Origin of the sequence: Amycolatopsis sp. NPDC049868, from assembly GCF_044461365.1 — a bacterium.
GTDB lineage: Bacteria > Actinomycetota > Actinomycetes > Mycobacteriales > Pseudonocardiaceae > Amycolatopsis.
In genome coordinates this window covers 43,051-63,056 of record NZ_JBITKV010000001.1, presented here as the reverse complement: position 1 = coordinate 63,056, position 20,006 = coordinate 43,051, and the positions used below count along the sequence as shown (strand labels likewise).

General features: G+C 64.8%; 23 protein-coding genes. 20 read left to right on the top strand and 3 right to left on the bottom strand.

Features of this window, described 5'->3' with window-relative positions; translation table 11 throughout:
- Nucleotides 1-10: 10 nt before the first annotated feature.
- On the bottom strand, nt 11-418 hold the full coding sequence (locus ACIBTM_RS00320; protein WP_395874067.1) for a hypothetical protein: 408 nt from the start codon (nt 416-418) through the stop codon (nt 11-13).
- The gene (locus ACIBTM_RS00315; protein WP_395874065.1) at nt 415-1,467 is read right to left on the bottom strand and encodes a hypothetical protein; all 1,053 of its coding nucleotides are present in this window, start codon (nt 1,465-1,467) and stop codon (nt 415-417) included. Before ACIBTM_RS00315 ends, ACIBTM_RS00320 begins: the two co-directional genes overlap by 4 nt.
- Nucleotides 1,468-1,679: 212 nt before the next feature.
- Here ACIBTM_RS00315 and ACIBTM_RS00310 point away from each other — a divergent pair, with 212 nt between their 5' ends.
- From ACIBTM_RS00310 to ACIBTM_RS00290, 5 genes are all read left to right on the top strand, one after another.
- Nucleotides 1,680-1,964, top strand: a complete 285-nt coding sequence (locus ACIBTM_RS00310; RefSeq protein ID WP_395874063.1) for a hypothetical protein — start codon at nt 1,680-1,682, stop codon at nt 1,962-1,964.
- Between the two features lie 120 nt (nt 1,965-2,084).
- Nucleotides 2,085-2,426: a PadR family transcriptional regulator gene (locus tag ACIBTM_RS00305; protein ID WP_395874061.1), complete on the top strand. Its 342-nt coding sequence runs from the start codon at nt 2,085-2,087 to the stop codon at nt 2,424-2,426.
- Entirely contained in the window at nt 2,423-3,379 is a 957-nt protein-coding gene (locus ACIBTM_RS00300; protein WP_395874059.1) for a hypothetical protein, read from the top strand. The genes ACIBTM_RS00305 and ACIBTM_RS00300 overlap by 4 nt, the downstream gene beginning before the upstream one ends.
- A 118-nt stretch (nt 3,380-3,497) precedes the next feature.
- Nucleotides 3,498-3,827, top strand: coding sequence for a PadR family transcriptional regulator (locus ACIBTM_RS00295; RefSeq protein ID WP_395874057.1), 330 nt, complete (start codon nt 3,498-3,500; stop codon nt 3,825-3,827).
- Nucleotides 3,828-5,120: 1,293 nt separating this feature from the next.
- Nucleotides 5,121-7,802 (top strand): MFS transporter, encoded by a 2,682-nt coding sequence (locus ACIBTM_RS00290; protein ID WP_395874055.1) that lies wholly within the window; start codon nt 5,121-5,123, stop codon nt 7,800-7,802.
- Here the strand turns inward: ACIBTM_RS00290 and ACIBTM_RS00285 are convergent.
- A complete protein-coding gene (locus ACIBTM_RS00285; protein ID WP_395874053.1) occupies nt 7,799-8,182 on the bottom strand; it encodes a winged helix-turn-helix transcriptional regulator in 384 nt (127 codons plus the stop codon). The two genes, ACIBTM_RS00290 and ACIBTM_RS00285, sit on opposite strands and share 4 nt — an antisense overlap.
- Nucleotides 8,183-8,471: 289 nt before the next feature.
- On the opposite strand from ACIBTM_RS00285, the gene ACIBTM_RS00280 reads away from it, so the two are divergent.
- The 15 genes from ACIBTM_RS00280 (at nt 8,472) to ACIBTM_RS00210 (ending at nt 19,800) form a co-directional block, all read left to right on the top strand.
- The gene (locus tag ACIBTM_RS00280; RefSeq protein WP_395874051.1) at nt 8,472-8,639 is read left to right on the top strand and encodes a hypothetical protein; all 168 of its coding nucleotides are present in this window, start codon (nt 8,472-8,474) and stop codon (nt 8,637-8,639) included.
- Nucleotides 8,636-9,295: a hypothetical protein gene (locus ACIBTM_RS00275; protein ID WP_395874049.1), complete on the top strand. Its 660-nt coding sequence runs from the start codon at nt 8,636-8,638 to the stop codon at nt 9,293-9,295. Before ACIBTM_RS00280 ends, ACIBTM_RS00275 begins: the two co-directional genes overlap by 4 nt.
- A 1-nt stretch (nt 9,296) precedes the next feature.
- A complete protein-coding gene (locus tag ACIBTM_RS00270) occupies nt 9,297-9,860 on the top strand; it encodes a hypothetical protein (protein ID WP_395874047.1) in 564 nt (187 codons plus the stop codon).
- A gap of 224 nt (nt 9,861-10,084) precedes the next feature.
- On the top strand, nt 10,085-10,747 hold the full coding sequence (locus ACIBTM_RS00265; RefSeq protein ID WP_395874045.1) for a hypothetical protein: 663 nt from the start codon (nt 10,085-10,087) through the stop codon (nt 10,745-10,747).
- Nucleotides 10,744-11,385: a flagellar biosynthesis protein FlgA gene (locus ACIBTM_RS00260; RefSeq protein WP_395874043.1), complete on the top strand. Its 642-nt coding sequence runs from the start codon at nt 10,744-10,746 to the stop codon at nt 11,383-11,385. The genes ACIBTM_RS00265 and ACIBTM_RS00260 overlap by 4 nt, the downstream gene beginning before the upstream one ends.
- Nucleotides 11,386-11,392: 7 nt before the next feature.
- Nucleotides 11,393-12,289 carry a hypothetical protein gene (locus ACIBTM_RS00255; RefSeq protein ID WP_395874041.1) on the top strand — a complete coding sequence of 299 codons (897 nt, stop codon included), beginning with the start codon at nt 11,393-11,395 and terminating at the stop codon, nt 12,287-12,289.
- On the top strand, nt 12,279-13,619 hold the full coding sequence (locus ACIBTM_RS00250) for a CpaF family protein (protein ID WP_395874039.1): 1,341 nt from the start codon (nt 12,279-12,281) through the stop codon (nt 13,617-13,619). Before ACIBTM_RS00255 ends, ACIBTM_RS00250 begins: the two co-directional genes overlap by 11 nt.
- On the top strand, nt 13,612-14,466 hold the full coding sequence (locus ACIBTM_RS00245) for a type II secretion system F family protein (RefSeq protein WP_395874037.1): 855 nt from the start codon (nt 13,612-13,614) through the stop codon (nt 14,464-14,466). The genes ACIBTM_RS00250 and ACIBTM_RS00245 overlap by 8 nt, the downstream gene beginning before the upstream one ends.
- Nucleotides 14,463-15,329, top strand: a complete 867-nt coding sequence (locus ACIBTM_RS00240; RefSeq protein ID WP_395874035.1) for a type II secretion system protein — start codon at nt 14,463-14,465, stop codon at nt 15,327-15,329. Before ACIBTM_RS00245 ends, ACIBTM_RS00240 begins: the two co-directional genes overlap by 4 nt.
- A 16-nt stretch (nt 15,330-15,345) precedes the next feature.
- Nucleotides 15,346-15,564 carry a hypothetical protein gene (locus ACIBTM_RS00235; RefSeq protein ID WP_395874033.1) on the top strand — a complete coding sequence of 73 codons (219 nt, stop codon included), beginning with the start codon at nt 15,346-15,348 and terminating at the stop codon, nt 15,562-15,564.
- Complete coding sequence (locus tag ACIBTM_RS00230) at nt 15,561-15,956, top strand: hypothetical protein (protein ID WP_395874031.1); 396 nt, start codon at nt 15,561-15,563, stop codon at nt 15,954-15,956. Before ACIBTM_RS00235 ends, ACIBTM_RS00230 begins: the two co-directional genes overlap by 4 nt.
- 20 nt (nt 15,957-15,976) lie before the next feature.
- The gene (locus tag ACIBTM_RS00225) at nt 15,977-16,366 is read left to right on the top strand and encodes a hypothetical protein (RefSeq protein ID WP_395874029.1); all 390 of its coding nucleotides are present in this window, start codon (nt 15,977-15,979) and stop codon (nt 16,364-16,366) included.
- Complete coding sequence (locus tag ACIBTM_RS00220) at nt 16,363-16,767, top strand: pilus assembly protein TadG-related protein (RefSeq protein ID WP_395874027.1); 405 nt, start codon at nt 16,363-16,365, stop codon at nt 16,765-16,767. Before ACIBTM_RS00225 ends, ACIBTM_RS00220 begins: the two co-directional genes overlap by 4 nt.
- A gap of 10 nt (nt 16,768-16,777) precedes the next feature.
- Nucleotides 16,778-19,474, top strand: coding sequence for a LysM peptidoglycan-binding domain-containing protein (locus ACIBTM_RS00215; RefSeq protein ID WP_395874025.1), 2,697 nt, complete (start codon nt 16,778-16,780; stop codon nt 19,472-19,474).
- 47 nt (nt 19,475-19,521) lie between these two features.
- Nucleotides 19,522-19,800 carry a hypothetical protein gene (locus tag ACIBTM_RS00210; protein WP_395874023.1) on the top strand — a complete coding sequence of 93 codons (279 nt, stop codon included), beginning with the start codon at nt 19,522-19,524 and terminating at the stop codon, nt 19,798-19,800.
- Nucleotides 19,801-20,006 lie beyond the last annotated feature (206 nt).

The following is a 20,006-nucleotide window of genomic DNA, read 5'->3' as shown; positions in this document are numbered from 1 at the left end:
GACGACCGGTTCAGTATTCGGCGTCAGCCGCGTCTGGCTTCGGAAGCGATCGTTCCCGGCCGTCGCGCGGCTGACCGCCGATGAACCCATCCCAGCACACGACTTCGTGAGCAACATCCGCGCTGAGAAGCCGCGGGTCCAAAGTGGATGAGGCACGGTTGTAGGTCATGACGAGGTTGCTTCCTCGCGTGATGACCTCTGCCATCTGGAGGTGAAAGCGCGCCCACTCCAGATAGGTCCTGTACGACAGCACTAGCCCGCTCACGAGGCGGCGCTGGAAGCGGTTCCGCTTCGTCGGAATGTTCACGATCTCGTCGTGGAGCTCTTTGGCGCGTGCGAAGAAGTTCTCCGCCGCGAGACAGTGGTGCGCTGCCGACATGACGTCGTCGGTCGGATTCGTTCGTTTGACTGCGATCATGATTTCCTACCTATTCCGGGCGGGGGAACGTCGATCAGGTTGACCTTCTTGCCGATCCGAACCGGTGCGTCGGCCGGGCCACGCCAGTGACCGGACACGACCTTCCAGCGCCGGAGTGAGTGGTTGGGTCCGTATGCCTGCCGTCGAAGGAAGGGCGCGACGGGGAAGCGCACTCCGACGGTGCGGCCAGTCGGCTCCGAGGCCCGCGCTGGCCGAGGAGGTGCCTTCTGGCTGACGGAGAGCACTCGCACCGGGTCCGTGGAGTGGCCCGCACGTGCGGACCGCTTTCGTAAGGTCCTCGGAAGGTGCTCCTCGGTCACCTCCGTGAAGCCGTTCGGCTGGCAGAAGATCCAACCGGCGTGGACTACGCGCATCCAGTCGATGGTCGTCTTGGCGGCGGCGAGCTTGGTGGGATCGAGGGCTCGGCCTCCGGGCTCGTCGGGAACGACGGCCTCGGTAGCTCCCCAGGGCATGTAGATCTCGTTATCCCAGGTCAGCTCCGCATTCTGTGCGTGCGCGAGCCGAGTCGCTTCGGCCGTAGGGAAGCCCACCGCACGGAACTTGGCGATGACTGCCGCGAAGTCGGTGACACTCCAGAAGGTCAGCCAGATCCCGCCGTCGGGATGGGAGATGAGGGTGGTTTCTCCCCAGGAGACGGCGACGATGGCGACCGTCTTGCCGTCTTCTCTGACGTAGGTGCCCAGCGGTTCGGGGAAGAGCATGAAGCCGGTGAGCGCGGGCAAGTCCTGAGGCTCGATGTCCCAGCGGTCTTGGAGGTTCTGGGCGGCGTGGTGGACGAGGGGCGTGATGTCGCTCGTGACGTAGAACAGTTGCGCCTGGTGGAGCCGCCGGTACTCGTCCGCCAACATCACCTCTGCGCCAAGGTCTGGATCACCGACGGGGCGAAGTGTCCCTCGGCCCTCGCGGATCACCACCGAGGTGAAGAGGTGCGCTGCGAAGCTCGTGAGGTACTCGGCCAGATGCTCGCGCAAGGCTGGAAGCTCGCGCGGCTCGGGTGGGCACCAGACCTCGTCACCGTGCTCGGCCATGGCGACGTCCCTCGAATCGTCCCCGAATAGCCAGTGACCTGGGGTTGTTGTCCTGCATTTGAGCCTCCCGCTTCAAACCTTGATTACTAAGTTGACAAGGATCAAGGTAGGTGAACCTTGAGCACTTAGTCAACAAGGTTGTTTGCGGGCAGGACATGCCGTGTCGCCGTTGGTGCAAGTCGAACGTGCAGGTCCCTGTTAACTTCACCCTGGTGAGCGGCGACAACCACCGGCTGGAAGAGGGCCGTCCGGCCGGCGAAGGGCTGACCCTTCGGTATCTCGGGATGGTCGAGATCGGGGAGTGGTTCGGAGTCTCACATCGGACGGTCGCCCTGTGGCGGCGCCGCTACGCCGCGGATCATCCCTTCCCGGAGCCGGACGTCGTCATCGGTCGGACGCCCGGCTGGTCATCTGCGCGCGAGGCGGAGATTCGTGCTTGGGAACGAGGGCGGCCAGGGCAAGGTGCCGGTGGCGGGCGGCCGCGGAAGGTGACGTAGTCGGTAGATCCAACTGGATGGTGTCTCACTGGACACTTCCGGCGGTCATGAAATTCCCGGCTCCGCCGAGGTTGGGCGGGGTAAGTTGAACTCTACCTAGGGCCTAGGTAGAGTTCTGATATGGCTGGCGTGGCGGCTCCTCGCATGACCTTGTCGACTCGACTTGTCCTCTATGTCCTTATCGAGGATCCCGATCGCGAAATGTACGGGTTGCAGATTTGCGGGGCGGCGGGGTTGCCTGGCGGCACAATTCATCCGATCTTGGCGCGGCTCGAGAAGGTGGGCTGGCTGATCTCCCGCTGGGAGGAGATCGGCGCACGTGAGGAGGGGCGCCCTCGGAGGCGGTACTACCGGCTCAACCCCAATAGTCTTGCCGTGGTTCGGGCCGCGCTTCATCGTGCTGATCCGGCCGTCAAGTTGGTTGGTCGCTTGCGTCCCGGCAGGGCGGGAGAAGGTTGGTGAACACGCAGCTGACGGGGATCCGAGGGGTCCCGGCCGACGTGTGGGAGCGGCCCCGGATGCGGGAGGCGCTCGCATTTCGGGACATCGTGGCGATGTGCAGGGAACTGGACAGGTATGGCGTTTCGCGGCGTCAGATCGCCAAAGCGACAGGGCAGTCTTCGGACATCCTCGAAGGTCGCAAGGTTGCGGCTTACCCTGTCCTTGTGAGGATCGCTGATGGCCTGGGCATTCCTCGTGGTCACATGGGGCTTGCCGATGAGCGGATCGTGGTGCCACGTCTTGCTGATTGGTCGCAGGGGCAAGAGGATGAGGCTGTCCGGCGCCGCGATTTTCTTGCGCATGCCGCCAGCGTCACGATGGCCGCAGAATCGTTCGGCTTGTGGGGAGCGGATGGAAAACCATCGCCTGTGCCAGTTCGTATCAACATGACCGATGTGCGCCAAGTGGAAGCCGCGACTCATGCACTCCGGGCTTTGGACGAGCAGTATGGTCATGGCTTCGGTCGTGAGGCGGTACTTCAGGAGTTGGCATGGGCAAAGGAACTTCTGCAGGCGGAAGCTGCTCCGCCGGTCACTGAGCGGCTTAACGAGGCGATTGCCAAGTTGCAGGAACAGGTCGATGCGCAATGCGACGAGAGTGGTGGCCATCCGGAAACGTCCACTTGTGAGTCTGGGCCGGTGCCTGTTGCAAAGGCGGCCCGTTCGGAGCCGCGGTCCAGGCGGACCGCGGCTCAAGCGTCGCAGAGGGCAATCAGCCTGGTCTCTCGAGTTCTTCCGGCTGTCGACCGTGAGCGCTACAGGGAGGAATGCATGAGCGAACTCGACGATCTGGCACAGTCATCTCGCCCACGTTGGTCCCAGCTGGCTTATGTCTTCGGCGTGATCAGCCGTGCGGTGGCTCTTCGGTTCGCGCTGGCAGGCTCGGACGCGGAGTCGCGGGAGTTGGCACAGTGAGGCTGGCCGCGCCTTGCTGGGCTCCATCTCGCGCTTCAGGTGCTGAAGGTGACTTGGGCGGGTGTGTTCAATTCTGAGCGGCTTGCGCCTGCTCGGCGACCCTAGGTAGAGTTAAAGTATGGGACAGCCGAGGATGACGCTGCCGACGCAGTTGGTCCTGCATGTTCTGATGAGTGATCCGGATCGGGAGATGTACGGGCTTGAGATCTGTGCTGCGGCTGGATTGGCGAGTGGAACTATCCACCCGATCCTCGCGCGTCTCGAGAAAGTCGGCTGGCTGCTGAGCCGTTGGGAGGAGATTGATCCAGCTGAGGCTGGACGTCCGCGGCGGAGGTACTACCGTCTCGATCCGAACTCCATTGGGATAGTTCAGTCCGCCCTGCGCAGGACAGCTGTCTCTGTGCAAACACTTGCGCGACTCTCGCCTCGAGTGTTGGGGGCGGAGTGACCGGGGGGTCTGCAGGCGATTCGAGTTTCGAGGAGTCGGCTGAGTATCCGGCTCACGCAGGGACGTTGGACAGGCTTCAGGTTCAAGACGCCGGGTTCGAAGTGGGGAGGATAAGTAGTTGCCGCCCGTATGTTTTAGCGCATGAAGAGAGACTGCGCAGTTTCTCGGAGACGCCTCTGACTCCCGAACCGCACCACCTCAACTACGGCACGGAAAACGGGGTTCGAGCGCCTGATCCTAACCTTGGTGCTGCCTCGCGGGCTCGGGAGGAGACACCTGCAGGCGGTACGGCGGAGATTACCTTGCCGCAGCCAGCGGATGCTGCGCACGTCGTGGCCCCGGCGAAGTCGACGAAATGGCTGACAAGGTACTCGGTGGCGTTGCTGCCGGCAGCAGAGCGGCTCAGGTACGAAGAGATCTTCTTGTCGGAGATCGTCGGCCTTGTCGACGCCGGTGTCTCGAGGCGGCAACAAGTCTTGCACGCACTGCGGGTTCTGGTCAGTATTCCTCGGTTGCGGCAGGCTCTCCGTCACGAAGAAGCGAGTGAGCGGAGGCGCTCATGAGCCGCAGAATCCAACCTGACCAGCGGCCGAACCCGCATGGCTGGATCGGCTACGTGGTCGAGGACACTAAGCGCACTGATAACGCAATTCGGCTTGGCCGATGGATCGCTCTTATCGTCCTGCTGGTTCTCGCTATCGGGGGTACGGCCTTGGCGCTGATTGCGCATGCGTCGCCGGTCGCCGCATGTGGACTCCTCAGTGCGACCGCTGCCGGTTCTGGATACGCGGTCCGTCGACGCCGTCGTTGACCAGGTGTTCCACCCGTGCAGGGCAACACGTTCTCCGCCTGAAGTGCCGCTGGCTGGTCGTCAATGGGTCTAGTCGGATACATGGCGTCGCCTTGGCGGTGGGCATGGTCGATCCATATTGCGTGCAGGGAATTCGTTGAAGGGCTGTGAGAGCTTGTCCATGTTGGCATCGACCTCGGCTACGACTTGCGCCCGGCTTGCTCAGTCGCTGAAGCCACAACGGTCTCGTGGGTGACCGAGGGCGTGCTAGCCGATATTCAGAAAGAGCCTCTGACCAGGCAACTCACATGTTGATCACCTTGAGTAGTCACGTACTACAAACGGGCGAAAAGTCGCTGATCGTGGTCACCTGACGACACTCCGGGCATACCGTGAGTTTCGGGAGAGGGACGAACGACCCGGCATGGTCAGTCCGGCGGGAGCGTGACTGCGCGACCGCATGCTGAGTTGTCGCCTGGGAGTTGCGTGTAGGGGGAACGGATATGGCGGAGCGCCGCCGTGCTGGCTTTGCCGTGCCATTGCGGAACCGGGAGTTCCGCGCGCTGTGGATTGCCGAACTGTTGTCCATCGGCGGAGACCAGATTGCCCGGGTCGCGTTGTCGTTGCTGGTGTTCGAGGCGACGTCGTCCGCGGCGTTGACCGCGTTGACGTACGCCTTGACCTTCATCCCGTCGGTGCTCGGCGGGTTTCTCCTGTCTGGTCTCGCCGATCGGTATCCGCGGCGTGCGATTCTCGTGGTCACCGACGTCGCTCGGGCGATCCTCGCGGCGATGATGGCGTTGCCGGGACTTCCACTTCCAGTGTTGTGGGTGTGCATAGCGGTGCTCAGCGCGGCGGCGGGCCCTTTCAAAGCGGCGCAGTCGGCGTTGTTGCCGCAGATACTCGGCCGCGAGGACTTCCCAGCAGGGCTTGCTCTCCGGCAGTTCACCGGGCAGGTTGCGCAGGTCGTCGCCTTCGGAGCCGGCGGGCTGGTGCTGATGCTGATCGAGCCGCATCTCGGGATGCTGGTGAACGCGGCCACCTTCGTGCTGAGCGCGGTGATCGTCCTCAAAGGTGTGTCGTCGAGACAGATCAGCCGCGCTGCCTCCAAACAAGAGGAGCCCGGGCCAATAGCGAAAGCGGCTACCCGAACGTGGTTCCTGCTTTACGGCCTGGTCCTGCTGGTAGGCGTCTATGTCGTGCCGGAAGGCGTGGCGGTGCCATACGGAAACGCGCTTGGGGTTTCCGCCTTCGGCATCGGTTTGCTGCTCGCCGCCGATCCGTTGGGGAGCGCCATCGGAGCCTGGCTCACAACGCGGTTTCGTATGCCGGTCACCCCACTTGCCGCATTGCTGTTCGCGATGGTGGCTGGGCTACCTCTCGTCGCCTGCTTCTTCGAGCCGGGAGTAATCGCTTCGATCATGCTCTGGGCCGTGTCCGGTGCCGTCTCGACAGCGTTCCTGATCCAGGTGCAGACCATCGTCGTCGACTTGGTGCCGGATGCCCGGCGTGGGGGAGTGATGGGCCGGATGTCGACGTGTCTGCACTGTTCGCAGGGCGTCGCGATCCTGGGCGGTGGACTCGCAGCACAACAGTTCGGGCCGTTCAAGGCCGTTGCCGCGGCGGGTGCCATCGCGATCGGCGCGGCGGCGGGGATCAGCGTGCTGTGGATCCTGACTCGCTCCCGGCGGCGAGCCGGGAGCGAGCGTGGTTCAGCGAATGAGGACGCGCGAGATCACCAGTCCTTGTTGGTCATCGATGAACCCTCCTCCCAGCGAACGGACTGCCTGGACGGCCCACCCGCTGAGAACACCCCGACGACGGCGTCCACCGGAGGACCGCCTGGGGACGCAAGCCACTCAAGTATGCAGGTCAGAGCATCCGATGTGGTCGACGAGGCCTCCAGCGATACGGAACGTATTTGGAACGTCACACGGTGGAAGCTTTGGTCGCTGCCACGACGGGTGATCGCCTTCGTTCTGGCAGTCGAGATCGTCGCGGTCGTCTTCACGCTTCTGCTGGACGGGTTCACGCCGGTGAACCGATCCGATCTCTTCCGGTTCGGTGTCCTCGTGGTGCTCGGTCTCCTCGCGGCGGAAGTGACCCGGGCCGTCGAGCAGATGCGGCGCAGGTTTTCCGACACGCCGCACGTCAACATGAGTTCGGTCTGGACCCTTGCGGCCGCTTTGCTGGTCACGCCGGCTTTGGCGGCGGCGACAGCGGTCATTCTCTATGGACACATGTGGTGGCGCAGCTGGCGGCGGGTCTCTGGGATGTGCCTCTACCGGGTCATGTTCAGCGCGAGTTCGGTCGTCGTCTCCTGTTGCTGGGCCATCGCGGTGGCTCGCCGGCTCCCCGCGGTCGGGGCGCTCGAGAACATCGACGACGCCGCACTGTTGGGTCTGATCGTTGTGGTCGCCTGCTATTGGCTGGTGAACTCGGCTTTGGTCGCTGGGGTGATCGCGTTATCGCCCGGCAAGCGTTCGGTCGGGGCGCTGGTCGGCAGCTGGAGCGAGAACAGCCTCGAGTTCGCGACGTTGTGCGTCGGCGTCCTGGTCACGTTGTTGATGGTCTGGCATCCACTCGCGCTGGTCTTCGTCATGCTGCCGCTCTACGTGCTGACGCGCAGCGTTCTCGTTCGGCAGCTCGAAGCCGCGGCGACGACGGACAGGAAGACCGGCTTGCTCAACGCCGAGACGTGGAAGACCCTCGCGGAGAACGAGGTGACCAAAGCTCGGCGTCACCATGCGCCGATCGGCGTGCTGATGATCGATGTTGACAAGTTCAAGTCGGTAAACGAAACCTACGGACATGTGGCCGGGGATAGGGTCCTGCGCGAGATCGCACAGGCAATCGTCGAAAACGTTCGGTCGTACGACATCGCCGCGCGATTTGGCGGAGAAGAGTTCGTCGTTCTGCTGCCGAGCGCTGATACGGCAGCCTCGGTCGGCATCGCGGACCGTGTCTGCGAGGCGGTCCGCGGAATGACGTTCGATGGCGAAATGGGCGATTTGCACCTTAGCGTCTCAATTGGGGTAGCTTCCTATCCGGAAGCAGGCGAAGCCCTCAGTGACGTGCTCGTCGCGGCGGACAACGTCCTGTTCGCGGCAAAGGACGCCGGCCGAGACAGGGTTCGCTCGTTGATTCCGGACCCTCGCCGGACTGCATCCGCCAAGGCGTATTAAGCGCCTGCGCGGTCGACCTCGTCAGCTTGGCGGTCCGCTTGGTAAACCTGAGCCCACTCGGCCAGTGGCCGGACGGCGCGGAGCAGCGAGCGTCCCGTCGGGGTGAGCACGTAAGAGACTGTTGCGAAATTGCCCGATTCGGCGTGCCGTTCGACGAGCCCGTCCTCGCGAGCACGCTGCAGGGTGTCGCTCAGCACTCGGTTCGAGAGCAAGCGGTCTCGGTCGGTGCGCTTCTCGACGTCGTTGATCGAGGCCAGCAATTCCTTGAACGGTGTCTCGCCGCGAGCAAGCCCGGCCAAGACGGCGACGGTCCACCTGCCCCTCAAGAGATCCAAGGCGGTCTGGACGCTGTGCCGATACGGAATCTCCCACCCCTCCATACCGACCAGCTAACACGATTCGCTACGGCTTGCGCGCGAGCAATTCTACTCATTCCTACACCCGGACGAGTGACAAAAGCCCTGGTGAGCCAAGGCTCACCCGGTGTTGACCTTGCCCTCACCGGGCAGGAAAGCGGTATTCCTGATTTGCCAGGAACGGACTGCCTGGCGACGCAGGAAAAAGAAACGAAGGCCGGCTGGACAACCTCCCCCGTCCGAGGAACCCGCAAGCGCCTCGGACAGCGCCAGCCGGCCTTCGCCTTCAGACAGGTTCACGGAGGGAGGCCGGATGCCAGCCGAATACGTTCTCGACTGCGGTGATCGAGCGAAGCTCCCCGCGGGCGAAGGCGACGAAGAACTGTTGAGCCGGTACGTCTGGTGCGACGAGTGCCGGATCTGGCGGCGCGTCATCGAGCAGGTGGATCCCGCCGATCTGGATGCCGAGGTCGGAGGATGACCGTCACCGATTTCACCGAGCGCTTGAGGAAGGCTCGGCGACGCGTGTCCGATCCGGGGCCGCCGTCGAAGAGCTCCTCGCGTTGGCTCAGTCTCGCCACGATGGTCGTCGCTCTGATATTCGCTCTGGTCATTGTCCATCTCATCGCAGTCCTGAGGGATAGGACTGTGGCGGCGCTCGTGTTGGCCAGAGACGTCGGCGCGACGCAGCCGTTCACCGAAGCAGATTTGGCTGCTGTCGACCTGGTCCCTGACCACGACGTCCGCTTCGTCCGAGCGTCCGACCGAGCCGCTGTCATCGGTCGCGCACCTGCCGTCGGCCTGCAGAAGGGGACGCTCCTCGCCGCGGCCAGCCTTATACCGGAGGGCGTGCCGGGAGCCGGGTTTCAAGTGGTCGGCCTACGGGTCGAAGTCGGCCACCGACCGAGCCAGCCTCTTTGGCCGCATGCGCGGGTCTGTGTGTCGGTCCTGCCGCAAGCACTGCCCTGCGACTCGTTCCCGCCGACGGGAAACGCGTTCGACGCCCGAGTCGCCGGAGTCGGATCACCTGACTCTGATGGGACGGTCGTGGTCGACGTGATCGTCGATCCCGAATACATCGGTCCGGCTCTGGCCGCGGCAAGCGGGTCCGTGATCGTCAGCCTCAAGGGAGCATGAAATGAAGTCCAAGCTCGTGATCGCCTTGCTTGTCGCGGCCACTACGGCCGCGTGCAGCGAGAGCGGAAACACGCCTTCAACCGTGCCCTCGGCACCCTCGGCATCAAGCCGAGTCCCGACAGCTGAGGACGTGGCGAAACACAAAGCGCTCGAGGCTTACGAAGGCTACTGGCGCGTCAGCACCGCTGCTGAGAAGGCGCCGCAATCGAAGGACTGGCGCTCAGCGCTGGGCGAGTACCTTGTCGACCCGGAGCTGACGCGGCACGTCGCGGAAATCCAGAACCTGGCCTCCGTGCCGTCGCATATGGAAGGTGACTACCGACGTTCCCCTGCGGTGACCGCGGTGTCGCTCGACGGGCGCGACCCGCGGATCAAGATCATCGACTGCCTGGATCGGACCGGACTTCACCTGGTCAGCGACAAACCGGGTGAGCAGGGGCGTGTTCTCGACAACCCGGACCAGCCACGGCGATACGAGTTCCGTGCTGAGGTCGTCCGATATGCCAGCCTGAACGATCGGTGGCTGGTCCAGGTCGTCGAAGCCGCCTTGGTGAAGCCATGCTGACGAAGACGATCGGCTTGGCTCTCCTGGTGACCGCGCTGGTCAGCCCGGCGACGGCGTGGGCCGGCCCAACGCCAGGTCCAGGTGGCTGCCAATCATCGGGGGTGCGGGGGACCTGCTGGGTAGGTGCGACGGATCCCGGTCGTCCGGGTCGCGAGGGAGACCAGCCGAGAACAGGACCAGCGAGCCAGGGAAGGCGCGCCGGACCTGCTCCGCAGTGCCTTCCGATGGAGATCCCCCAGCTGGCGGGCGGCGACCCGATGTGGGCGGGAAAGGACGCATCGAAGGGGCGATTGGTCGTGATGATTTGCGGCGTCGGCGGCCCCGGCGGTGGGTATCCCGGCGACGCTCGGGTGGTTTACGTGCCTAATGGGGCTGAGGCCTCCGTCGTACCGCAGGTTTCGCCTGCCGAACTCGCTCGACAGGCGATTGACCAGATGGGACTCTCCGCGCCCGACATCAGGCTGGCGCCGCCCGCCGATTCGCCGCACGGGGCCACGATCGGTTTTCCGGTGTGGATGTGGAGCGCGCGCCGCGAGGCCACCACCGGCCCGGTCACTCGGACGGCGACCGCCGGGACTGTCAGCGTGACAGCTACTGCCAAGCTCGCCCGCATCTCCTGGTCGATGGGAGACGGAGCAACGAAAGCTTGTACTGGACCGGGCACGCCGTTCACCGAAGACAGAGCCGGCCTCGCGTCACCTGACTGCGGGCACGTTTACCTGACGAAGGCCCAGTCTGGCGCCTTCTCGATCGCGGCGACCGGCCACTGGGAGATCAGCTGGTCCGGCGGCGGGATGTCCGATTCCGAGGCGATGGACCTTACGGCGAGCGCCAGGTTGCCTGTCCGCGAAATCCGAACGCTGAACTCCGGGGGAGGACGGCCATGAACGACCCGGCACAGCTCGAAAGGCCACCGCTCGCGCCGGAGGTTCGGCCGCTTCGGCGGCGCCCCTCGAAGCTGCTGATCCTCGTGGGTCTCGTACTGGCTGCGTTGTGCGCGACGGGGACCGTGTTCATCTACCGGAACGTCGACACGACGATCGCCGCGGTCGGTGTCGCCGCTCCTGTCCGATACGGGCAGATCATTCTCGACAGTTCCGTGCGGGAGGTCCAGGTCCGACCTGATCCTGGACTCACACCAGTGTTGTGGAAGGACCGGTCGCAGCTCATCGGGCGGAAGGCGGCCACGAATCTCTGGCCGGGGAGCGTACTGACCGTGCAGGCGGTCGGAGGAGAGCTCCCGCCGAGGCCAGGGGAGCAGCTGCTGGGGATCGCCGTCAAACCGGCTCAGCTCCCTGCGACTCCGTTGGAGCCGTTGAAGCCGGTTCTCCTCGTTCCTTCGGGCCAGGTCGGCACAGTGGTTGAAACCTGGGAACCGGTGCAAGGGACGGTCATCCGCGTGGGGGAGCGAGATCAGACCGGACTCCGCGTTGTCGACGTCGTCGTGGCCGAGCAGCAGGGCCCGAAGCTCGCGACCAAGGGATCCGTGGGCACGGTCGCGATCGTTTTGCTGCCGGGGAGTTGAGTGAACCATGCTGATCACTTTCACTTCTCTACGCGGAAGTCCGGGCGCGTCGGCCACGACGCTGGCCTTGACGTGGGCTTGGCCGCGCCACGCTGTCGCCGCGGAGTGCGATCCGTCCGGCGGCCAGGCGCTCGCGGTGTTCGACCCGGACGGTTCACTCGGCCACCGAGGGATGTTCGAGGCGATGCTGGCAGCGCGGACGATGCCGTTGCCGCAAGCGTTGTGGCGGCAGGCGATCACGCTACCGGACGGCACCGGACGACACTTTCTTCTTCCCGGGCCGCAAACGACTCGGATAGCGGAAAGCCTGCAATGGCAGCGACTGGCGCTGGCGTTCCGGACCTGGGAGTCGGTAGACGTCCTGGCGGACTGCGGTCGACTTCGTTCCCGCGGCATGCCGCACGCTGTTCTGGGAAATGCGGACCTGACGGTGCTGGTCGTACGGAACGACCGACATTCGCTCCGCGCCGTGTCGTCCTCTGTGGACTTGATTCGCGAGGAGATCGGCCTGCTCGGTACGGCGGATGACGGCTTGGCGGTCGTTGTTGCGGCTACTCCCGCAGGGTTTCCACTCAAGGAGGTCGAGAGGCAGTTCGCGAAACTCGGTCTGCCGGTTGTCGGTGAGATGCCGTGGGATCCATCCTCCGCCACGCAGTTCACGGACACGTTTAGGCCAGGCAAACGCTTCGAGACCTCGTCGTTGCTTGAAACGTCCCGGAAGCTCGGGTTCGAAATCGGCAAGCGAGCCTTCAGCCGGTCGCGAAGACTTCGAGGGCGGGCGATCACTGAGCAGGCCCCCGCCAGGCAAGAGAGGCCACGACGTGAGCTCGTGCGGAGGCCGCCATCGCCATCGATTCCGCGGCCTGCCGCATCTGCCGGCGAGGGGGACCGCCATGTTGGTTGAGCAGGACTTCGCAGGAGCGGACGAGCTCGTCGACCGTGTTCAACAGGCTCTAGCCAAGCTGGTCGAAGAAGAAATGGCGCGCCGTAGCGAGCCGGAATCAGAAGGCTTCGAGCGTGCTCTGGCAGGAAAGCTGATCGACGATGTCCTCTCGGCTGCGATCAAGGAGTGGGCTGGCCGAGGCAGGCAGTTCCTTGATCCTGGTAAGGAGTGGTTCGTAAAGCAGGCCGTGATGGCGGAGATGTTCGGCCTGGGACGCCTGGAGCCGCTGCTGGCGGACGAAGGCGTCGAGAACATCGACATCATCGGCAACGAGCCCGTCTGGCTGTCCTACGCGGACGGCACGGTCATGCGCGCACCCCGGATCGCGCCGACCGATGAAGCCTTGCTTCGCTGGCTACAGCGTCTGGCCGCCCGCCACGGCCGGACCGAGCGCTCCATCAACAGCACGTCACCGCTGCTGAACATGGAACTACCAGGCGGGGAGCGCCTGGCTGCCACCATCGAAGTCAGCGACCGCCCGCACGTCTCCATCCGACGGCACCGGCTGTCCAAGACCGGGCTGGCGGACCTCCGTGAGCGGGGGATGATCTCGACGGCGCAACTCGCACTTCTCCGCGCGGCGGTGCGAGCCGAGAAGAACATCGTCGTGTGCGGCAGGCAACGGGCGGGGAAGACGACGCTCCTGCGGGCCCTCTGTTGGGAGATACCTCCGGACGAGCGGTTCGCGACGCTGGAGACCGAGTTCGAGCTCGGTCTGCACCGGCATCGTGATCGCTTTCCCGCCGTGGTCGCCTTCGAGGAACGGGTCGGCAATTCGGAGCGGTTCGGCAGCACCGTCGCCGACCTGTCGCACTTGGTCTGGCAGTCGCTGCGCATGCACACCACGCGCACGATCGTGGGCGAGGTCCGCGGCCGCGAGATCATCCCGATGCTCGACGCGCTGTCGACGGGAGGGTCGGGCTCGCTCTCCACGCTGCACGCCCGCAACGCGGGGGACGCCATCAATCGGATGGCTCGCCTATGCCTTGAGGGGAACTCGGCGTGGACCCCCGAGCTGGCGCACGAAACCGTGGCACACGCGATCGATCTCATCGTGCACGTCGAGCTCGTCGCCGACGGAAGCAGCCTCGATCGCTACGTCGCCGAGATCGTCTCCGTTGAGACCGGTGAGTATGGGCGACCTGCCCGGACTTACCTCTTCCAACGTGCTGCGGGTCGTCGTTCGGTGCCTACCGGGAATCTGCCGACCGACATCGAGGACTACGAGCGCACCGGGTTCGACCGGAACTGGCTGACCTGTGGCAGCGATGGGGAGTGGGTCCATGCCTGAACTCGTCCTTGTTCTGCTCGGCGTCGGTCTCGTCGGCGGCCTGGCGCTCGTCGTCACCGGAGCGTTCGGTGTCGGCCGCCGGCGAAGGCTTGTCTTCCAGCCGAAGGCACTTCGTCGGCATCGTGGCCTGCGGTGGCGAGGACCACTCGCACTGTCAGCCGGCGCTCTGGTCTGGCTTGTCTCCGGCTGGCCGATCGCTGGGGTGGCCGTCACGGTCTTCGTCGTCTTTCTGCCATGGCTTTTCTCAGCGGGAGCGATCGCCAAGCAGCGCATCGAGCGACTGGAAGCCCTGGAAACCTGGCTGCGACGTCTCAGCGACGTCATGGCGGCGGGCAACACGGGGCTCGTCAGCGCCATACAGAGTTCGACCCGTGAAGCGCCTGCCGGTCTCGCACGTGAGCTGACCACGCTGGCGCATCGCCTGCGGACCTGGGACGTGCAGGAAGCCCTGCTCGAGTTCGCCGACGACATCGACGACCAGATCGGGGATGCCGCGGTAGCTGGTCTCTGTGTCGCACACCGCCAAGGCTCAGGGATCGCTGGTCTGCTGCGTACGCTCGCTCGTCAGGTCGCCGAGGACATCGTCGCTCGCCGGACCGCGGAATCCGAACGGGCTCGGAGGAGGTCTACCGCGCGGGTCCTGCTCGGCATCTGGGCGGCGATGTTCTTGGGAATCGCTCTCTTCGGTAGCTCGATGTACACCTCGGCTTATGCCACTCCGGTCGGGCAGGTTGTCCTGGCTGTGGTGCTCGGGTTGGTCGGAGCCTCCGCGGTATGGCTTCGCCAATTAGGTGTCGAATCACCTGCCGCCCGGTTCCTCTCCTCGCGGGCTCGGCGGCGGACATGAGCACGCTCGGTCAACTCATCCTGCTGGCGCTGGGAATCGCCGGTGGAACGACGCTGATCGTCGCGGCGTACGTGCCCGGACGTCTCCGCCTCAGCGATATCCTGAACGGTCCGCCTGTCGTTAAGGACAGCTCGTCGCTGAATCCAGCCTTGAGAGCGGTGATCCGGCTCGCCGACCGCTGCGGCGCTAGCACGCCGACCACAGATCTCGACCTTGTCGGCAGGACACGCGAATCCTTCATGCTGAACCGCATCGGCTACGCGTCCGCCGGAGCCTTGGCGATTCCGCTGACGAGCGTCACGTTCGCCGTCCTCGGCGCTGGGACACCGGTCTTCCTGACGGGAGCGATGTCGCTGGGCGCGGCAACCTTCGGCTGGGCGCTTCCGCGACTCCTACTGCGCGCGAAGGCGCAGAAAGCACGGGCTGCTTTCCGAGGCGCCCTGATCGCATACGCGCACCTCGTCGCTCTCGGGCGCATTGGCGACCGCGGCCCGGTCGAAGCGATGCGCTACCCGGCCTCGTTGGGCGAGGGTTGGGCGTTCCACCGGATCCGGCTGGCGATGAACGAAGCTTCTCTGCGCGGCCGGATGCCGTGGGAAGGCCTTGAGCGCCTCGCCGATGAGCTGGGCGTTCGTGAACTCAGGGATCTCGGCCACATCATCACCAGCGCGAGCGAGGGCGGCGCGAGCATCGCGGACACCTTGCGCTCGAAAGCGGCATCGATCGCCCAGCAAGGCCTGGCGGATCAGAAGACCGGCTCGTCGATCCGTTCGGATCGGATGGACATGCCGATCGCCGTGATGGGCCTGGCGTTCATCGTCTTTCTCGCCTTCCCCGGCATCTTCACGATGCTCGGCACCTGAAACAGAGGAGAAGTCCATGCTCAAAACAGTGGTGGCCCGCCTTCAGATCGCCGTACTCGCGATCGGCTGTGTCTTGCTGAAGCGCGGATCGCAGTTCGTGCGCGAGGGCGAGCGCGGTGACGAGAACATCACCAAGGCCATCTACGCCGTACTCGGTCTCGTGCTGGCCACTGCGATCGCCGGGGCGGTCACGGCCTTCGTGAACGGCAAGCTGCCGCTGATCGGAGGGCAATGAACCTCCGGCGCCGCGCCGCCCAGTTGGCCGGCGAGCGCGGCGACGAGAACGTGTCGGCAATCCTCGTCCTGGGCGCACTTCTCCTGGTCACCTGGGTCGTCTTGCAGGTCGTTGTGCTCTTTCTGGGGCGGAACGTGGCCTTGGAAGCAGCGCGGGATGGTGTCAACGCCGCGCGGCTGCCGCCCGTCGACGTGGTGGCCGCTGAGCAGCAGGTACAGAACTACGTCAGCCGGGTGACCGGCAGCTGGCTGTCCAATGTGAACGCTGAAGCCACCAGCGACGGCCGGAACGTCACCGTCATAGTCACGGCCGAAGCCGCCTCACTCGTACCGTTCGCGCGGTTCTCGGTGAGCCAGCGCGCGTCCGGGCCGATCGAGCAGCTGACGCCATGAAGCGCGGGGATCGTGGCGATGTGAACGTCGAAGTCGTGATCGGCGTATCGGCGTTGATCGTGCTTTTCGGTCTCGCGCTGGTCGGAATGCGGGTCATCACCGCGGATTCCGCAGTGGACGAGGCAGCCCGCTCTGCCGCACGCGCGGCTTCCATTGCCCGTGATGGCCATGCCGCGGCGTCGGCAGCCGAGGCGCGGGCGCGAGCGGTCATCGCTCAGCAGGACTTGAACTGCACCCAGCTCAACATCGCTGTCGATGCTCGGGACTTCGCCAAGCCGCTGGGCGAGCCTGGCTATGTGATCGCCACCGTCAGCTGTGAGATCACGTTCGGCGATCTCATGATCCCGGGCTCGCGACTCGCCGCTTCCGAGTTCCGATCACCGATCGATCGCTACGGAGCCCGTCGATGATCCGGTTGCGCGGCGAACGCGGCTCCGTCTCGGTGTGGCTGATAGGGCTGAGTATCGCCCTGATCATCGCCATCGGGTGGGCGGTCGACGGCAGTCGCAAGGCCCGAGCCCATTCGGAGGCGACGTCGGTCGCTGAAGAAGCCGCGCGCGCAGCGGGGCAGGCGCTCCGTGTGCAGGCTCTTGCCGCCGGCCAGGTCGCAGACGTCAACCCGCAGCAAGCCGTCGCTGAAGCGGAGCACTACCTCGCGGCGACGGGCACTGACGGAACCGTTGCTGTACAGGGCAACCGAATCGTCGTCGACACCACGATCACCAGAACCACCATCTTCCTCGGCATCGTCGGAGTATCGGAGTTCTCCGTGCGCGGCCATGGCGCCGCCGATCTGGTTTCCGACGGATAGGAGTGCCGCTATGAGAAGGCTCGCGCGAATCCTCCTCGGTGTTTCGGGTCTTGTTCTGCTCATCGTCGGGCCGCCGCTTCTCCTGTGGACGTTCAAGTCGGCGTTCCTGCCGGACCACGTGCCGGCTCTCCCCGAAGTCATCGGCTGGATGACCGAGCGGGACACCGGTCAAGTGTTCCTGCTGTTGGTGGCGGTCGTCGGCGTGATCGCGTGGCTGCAACTCGTCGTCGCTGTCGTGGTCGAATGTGTCTCACTTGTGCGTGGGGTTGCCGTGCCGCGGCTACCCGGATTTCGTTGGGCCCAAAAGCTCGTGGCCGGTGTCCTCTTCGGGCTGGTGGTCGGTACGACTGCTGCGGAGGCTTCGCAGCTTCCCGCGCAGGCTTCCGTCGTCGCCCCAGAGATCTCCGGACAGCGAAGTCAACAGGCTGTGGGTGAGGCCGATTCGCCGGTGGCCGGTGGGTACGCAGTCGTTCCCGGTGACTCGCTGATGAGCATCGCGGCCGAGCAGCTAGGCGACGAGCGCCGCTACCAGGAGATTTTCCAACTGAACCAGGGCCGGCGTCAGGCTGACGGTGAGGCTCTCCGGAGTGTTGACCTGATCAAGCCCGGTTGGCGTCTTGCGCTGCCTGCCGGACCACAGTGTGTCGAAGTCGTCGTCGGCGCAGGTGACACGCTGACTCAGATCGCTGAGAAGCACCTCGGGTCGGCTGCTCGGTACGTCGAGATATTCGAACTCAATCGAGGGCGGTCGTTGCCTGGAGGCCGGATCCTGAACGATCCGGATCTGATCCATCCCGGCGATGTCCTTCAACTTCCCGGAGCGGCAACGCCTGGGCACGGTGGGGGAGCAGCGTCTGGAGGCTCGGCTGCTGCGCAGGTCGCTCCACCCGGCTGTGGGCCGGAGCTGGCGCCGCCAGCTGCACGGTCCCCGGAACCGAAGGCGCCTTTTCCGGAGCGATCGCCCGCACCAACCCCTGCGCCGGCGCCTGTCGAGGTCGCTCCTGATAGCGACGACAGCGTCGTACCACTCGTCGCTGTCGGGCTCGGAGGGCTGCTGGCTGCCGGCATTCTGGCGACCCTCGCCCGACACAGGATGCTCGCTCAGCGACGTCGTCGTCCTGGACAGCGAATCCGTCGTCCACCGTCCACGGACTTGGAGACCGCGCTCAGGAAAGCCGAGGAACCTGCCACGGCCGAGGCTCTCGACGTCGCGCTACGCAGTCTCGCCTATCGCGTCCAGGTGGAGGGCGCCTCGCTGCCTGCTGTCCGGTCCGCGGTGGTGGGCAGCCGCAGCGTGGTCCTATTCCCGCAGGAACACACTGAATTCTTCGCCGATTCGCCGGAAGTCAATGAACTGGGCAGCGTGCCGGCACCATATCCGGCTTTTGTGACAGTCGGCCACGACCCTCGCCGTGACCTTGTCATGGTCAACCTCGCGGAGATCGGCACGATCACGCTCGACGGGGATACGGAAGAAGTCGAGCCGGTCCTGTTGGCGATGGCCTGGGAGCTGGCGACGTCAGCTTGGTCCAAGTCCGTCCCGGTGACGTTGGTCGGCTTTGGTCGCTCAACCGCGGCGCACCACGCTGATCGCTTCCGGCACTTCAGTTCGGCGGACGGGTTCTCCGAGGCAGGCACGACACCAATGAGTGTTGTCCTGTCCGCTGAACCTTTCGACGTGGAGCAGCATGAGTGCCTTGCCGCGGTGGTCGCTGCGGGTACGTCGGCCTCGGATGGCTGGAGGCTCGATGTTTCAGCGAAGTCCACGTTCATCGACGACCTCGGCATCGAAGTCGAGCTCCAGCGCCTGACCGCCGACCAGGCGGAAGGACTCGTCGCGACGCTCACTGCCGAGGCCGAACAGGTGCCCGCAAGCGACTACCCGGATATCCCGTTCGAGCCATCGCCGGTAGAGGGACCCGAGCTGAGACTGCTCGGACCGGTCGGCTTGCACAACGTCGACCCGACAAAGGTCGAAGGCAAGAAGATCAACCGGCTCACTGAACTTGCCGCCTTCCTGCTCCTCCACCCCGGCGCGTCCGCCGACGAAATCTCCCGGCAGCTCGGAACGGGCACCCGCCCCTGGTCCCCAGCGACTCGGCAAGGCTACATCTCCCGCCTGCGGACCTGGCTCGGCCACGACGAGAACGGCGACCTTTACCTCCCGAACCTCGAGGCCGACGGCGGCGGCTATCGCCTCTCGAAGTCGATGAACAGTGACTGGCAGCGATTCCGGCAACTCGCCGCCCTCGATCCGAACCGTGACGACTCAGATCGGCGGGCTCGGCTCGAAGCAGCACTGGAACTCGTCACTGGCATGCCTTTCAGCAACATCGGGCCAGGCCGATACGCCTGGAACTCGTGGCACCAGCGAGAAATGATCGACTCCATCGTCGATGCCGCCCACATACTGGCCGAAGCCTGTCAACAGACAGGCGATCTACCAGCGGCGCGCCGCGCGATCCTCCGAGGGCTCCTCGCCGAACCCGTCAGCGAACTCCTCTATCGTGACCTCCTCGACATAGAACACCGAGCGGGAAACCGCGCTGCGGTGAGAGCCACCGCCGACAAGTTGGCCGATATCGCCGCCGCGCTCGATGTCGACCTCGACGAGGAAACCGCCGAGCTCGTGGACACCCTGCTCGGCCCTGGTGAAGACAGACTCACCAAGGATTTACGTTGCACTCACCCTAATACGTCGCGATAGGCATGGTCTCGCCTTCACTCGAAGGCAACAGACCTTTAGGAGAACCCATGTCTATCGCGACAAGAATTCTTTTCACCGGCCTCGCATGTGCCGTCGCCGTGGGAATCGGTGGTGTCGAAGCTTCGGCATCACCGCGCGAGGAGCTCTATCAATGCATTATCCAGGACAACACGCCACTGTGGTACCACGGTGTAATTCTCCGGTACTCCAACAAAGGGCAGGGCCTGTACGACATACATGACTTCGGCGGTTTTCAGATCTGGGCAACACTCTGGGGCGGTGGCATGTCGTACCAGATCGACCGGTGGAACGTCGGCTGGTGCTAGGACTGCGTAGGGACTCTTCGGCGTTCAACGCCGAAAAGTCCCCTCGACCACAGAAGACGCCCTTTGGCGCGATCGGCCTGGGAGCGCGGCCACTACCTCCCTGGCGACGTTGCTCTGAGAGGGAGGAGAGAAGACTGCGGCTCGCGTGCCACATCAGCATATGAGCCCTCGAAGGGCCTGCTGCCGTATCGCATTGACCAGAGATG

What these genes read in the sequence shown, in the direction of transcription:
- ACIBTM_RS00320 (WP_395874067.1), bottom strand. Translation starts at nt 418, where the DNA reads ATGATCGCAGTCAAACGAACGAATCCGACCGACGACGTCATGTCGGCA.
- ACIBTM_RS00315 (WP_395874065.1), bottom strand. Translation starts at nt 1,467, where the DNA reads ATGGCCGAGCACGGTGACGAGGTCTGGTGCCCACCCGAGCCGCGCGAG.
- ACIBTM_RS00305 (WP_395874061.1), top strand. Translation starts at nt 2,085, where the DNA reads ATGGCTGGCGTGGCGGCTCCTCGCATGACCTTGTCGACTCGACTTGTC.
- ACIBTM_RS00295 (WP_395874057.1), top strand. Translation starts at nt 3,498, where the DNA reads ATGGGACAGCCGAGGATGACGCTGCCGACGCAGTTGGTCCTGCATGTT.
- ACIBTM_RS00290 (WP_395874055.1), top strand. Translation starts at nt 5,121, where the DNA reads ATGGCGGAGCGCCGCCGTGCTGGCTTTGCCGTGCCATTGCGGAACCGG.
- ACIBTM_RS00285 (WP_395874053.1), bottom strand. Translation starts at nt 8,182, where the DNA reads ATGGAGGGGTGGGAGATTCCGTATCGGCACAGCGTCCAGACCGCCTTG.
- ACIBTM_RS00280 (WP_395874051.1), top strand. Translation starts at nt 8,472, where the DNA reads ATGCCAGCCGAATACGTTCTCGACTGCGGTGATCGAGCGAAGCTCCCC.
- ACIBTM_RS00275 (WP_395874049.1), top strand. Translation starts at nt 8,636, where the DNA reads ATGACCGTCACCGATTTCACCGAGCGCTTGAGGAAGGCTCGGCGACGC.
- ACIBTM_RS00270 (WP_395874047.1), top strand. Translation starts at nt 9,297, where the DNA reads ATGAAGTCCAAGCTCGTGATCGCCTTGCTTGTCGCGGCCACTACGGCC.
- ACIBTM_RS00265 (WP_395874045.1), top strand. Translation starts at nt 10,085, where the DNA reads ATGGAGATCCCCCAGCTGGCGGGCGGCGACCCGATGTGGGCGGGAAAG.
- ACIBTM_RS00260 (WP_395874043.1), top strand. Translation starts at nt 10,744, where the DNA reads ATGAACGACCCGGCACAGCTCGAAAGGCCACCGCTCGCGCCGGAGGTT.
- ACIBTM_RS00255 (WP_395874041.1), top strand. Translation starts at nt 11,393, where the DNA reads ATGCTGATCACTTTCACTTCTCTACGCGGAAGTCCGGGCGCGTCGGCC.
- ACIBTM_RS00250 (WP_395874039.1), top strand. Translation starts at nt 12,279, where the DNA reads ATGTTGGTTGAGCAGGACTTCGCAGGAGCGGACGAGCTCGTCGACCGT.
- ACIBTM_RS00245 (WP_395874037.1), top strand. Translation starts at nt 13,612, where the DNA reads ATGCCTGAACTCGTCCTTGTTCTGCTCGGCGTCGGTCTCGTCGGCGGC.
- ACIBTM_RS00240 (WP_395874035.1), top strand. Translation starts at nt 14,463, where the DNA reads ATGAGCACGCTCGGTCAACTCATCCTGCTGGCGCTGGGAATCGCCGGT.
- ACIBTM_RS00235 (WP_395874033.1), top strand. Translation starts at nt 15,346, where the DNA reads ATGCTCAAAACAGTGGTGGCCCGCCTTCAGATCGCCGTACTCGCGATC.
- ACIBTM_RS00230 (WP_395874031.1), top strand. Translation starts at nt 15,561, where the DNA reads ATGAACCTCCGGCGCCGCGCCGCCCAGTTGGCCGGCGAGCGCGGCGAC.
- ACIBTM_RS00220 (WP_395874027.1), top strand. Translation starts at nt 16,363, where the DNA reads ATGATCCGGTTGCGCGGCGAACGCGGCTCCGTCTCGGTGTGGCTGATA.
- ACIBTM_RS00215 (WP_395874025.1), top strand. Translation starts at nt 16,778, where the DNA reads ATGAGAAGGCTCGCGCGAATCCTCCTCGGTGTTTCGGGTCTTGTTCTG.
- ACIBTM_RS00210 (WP_395874023.1), top strand. Translation starts at nt 19,522, where the DNA reads ATGTCTATCGCGACAAGAATTCTTTTCACCGGCCTCGCATGTGCCGTC.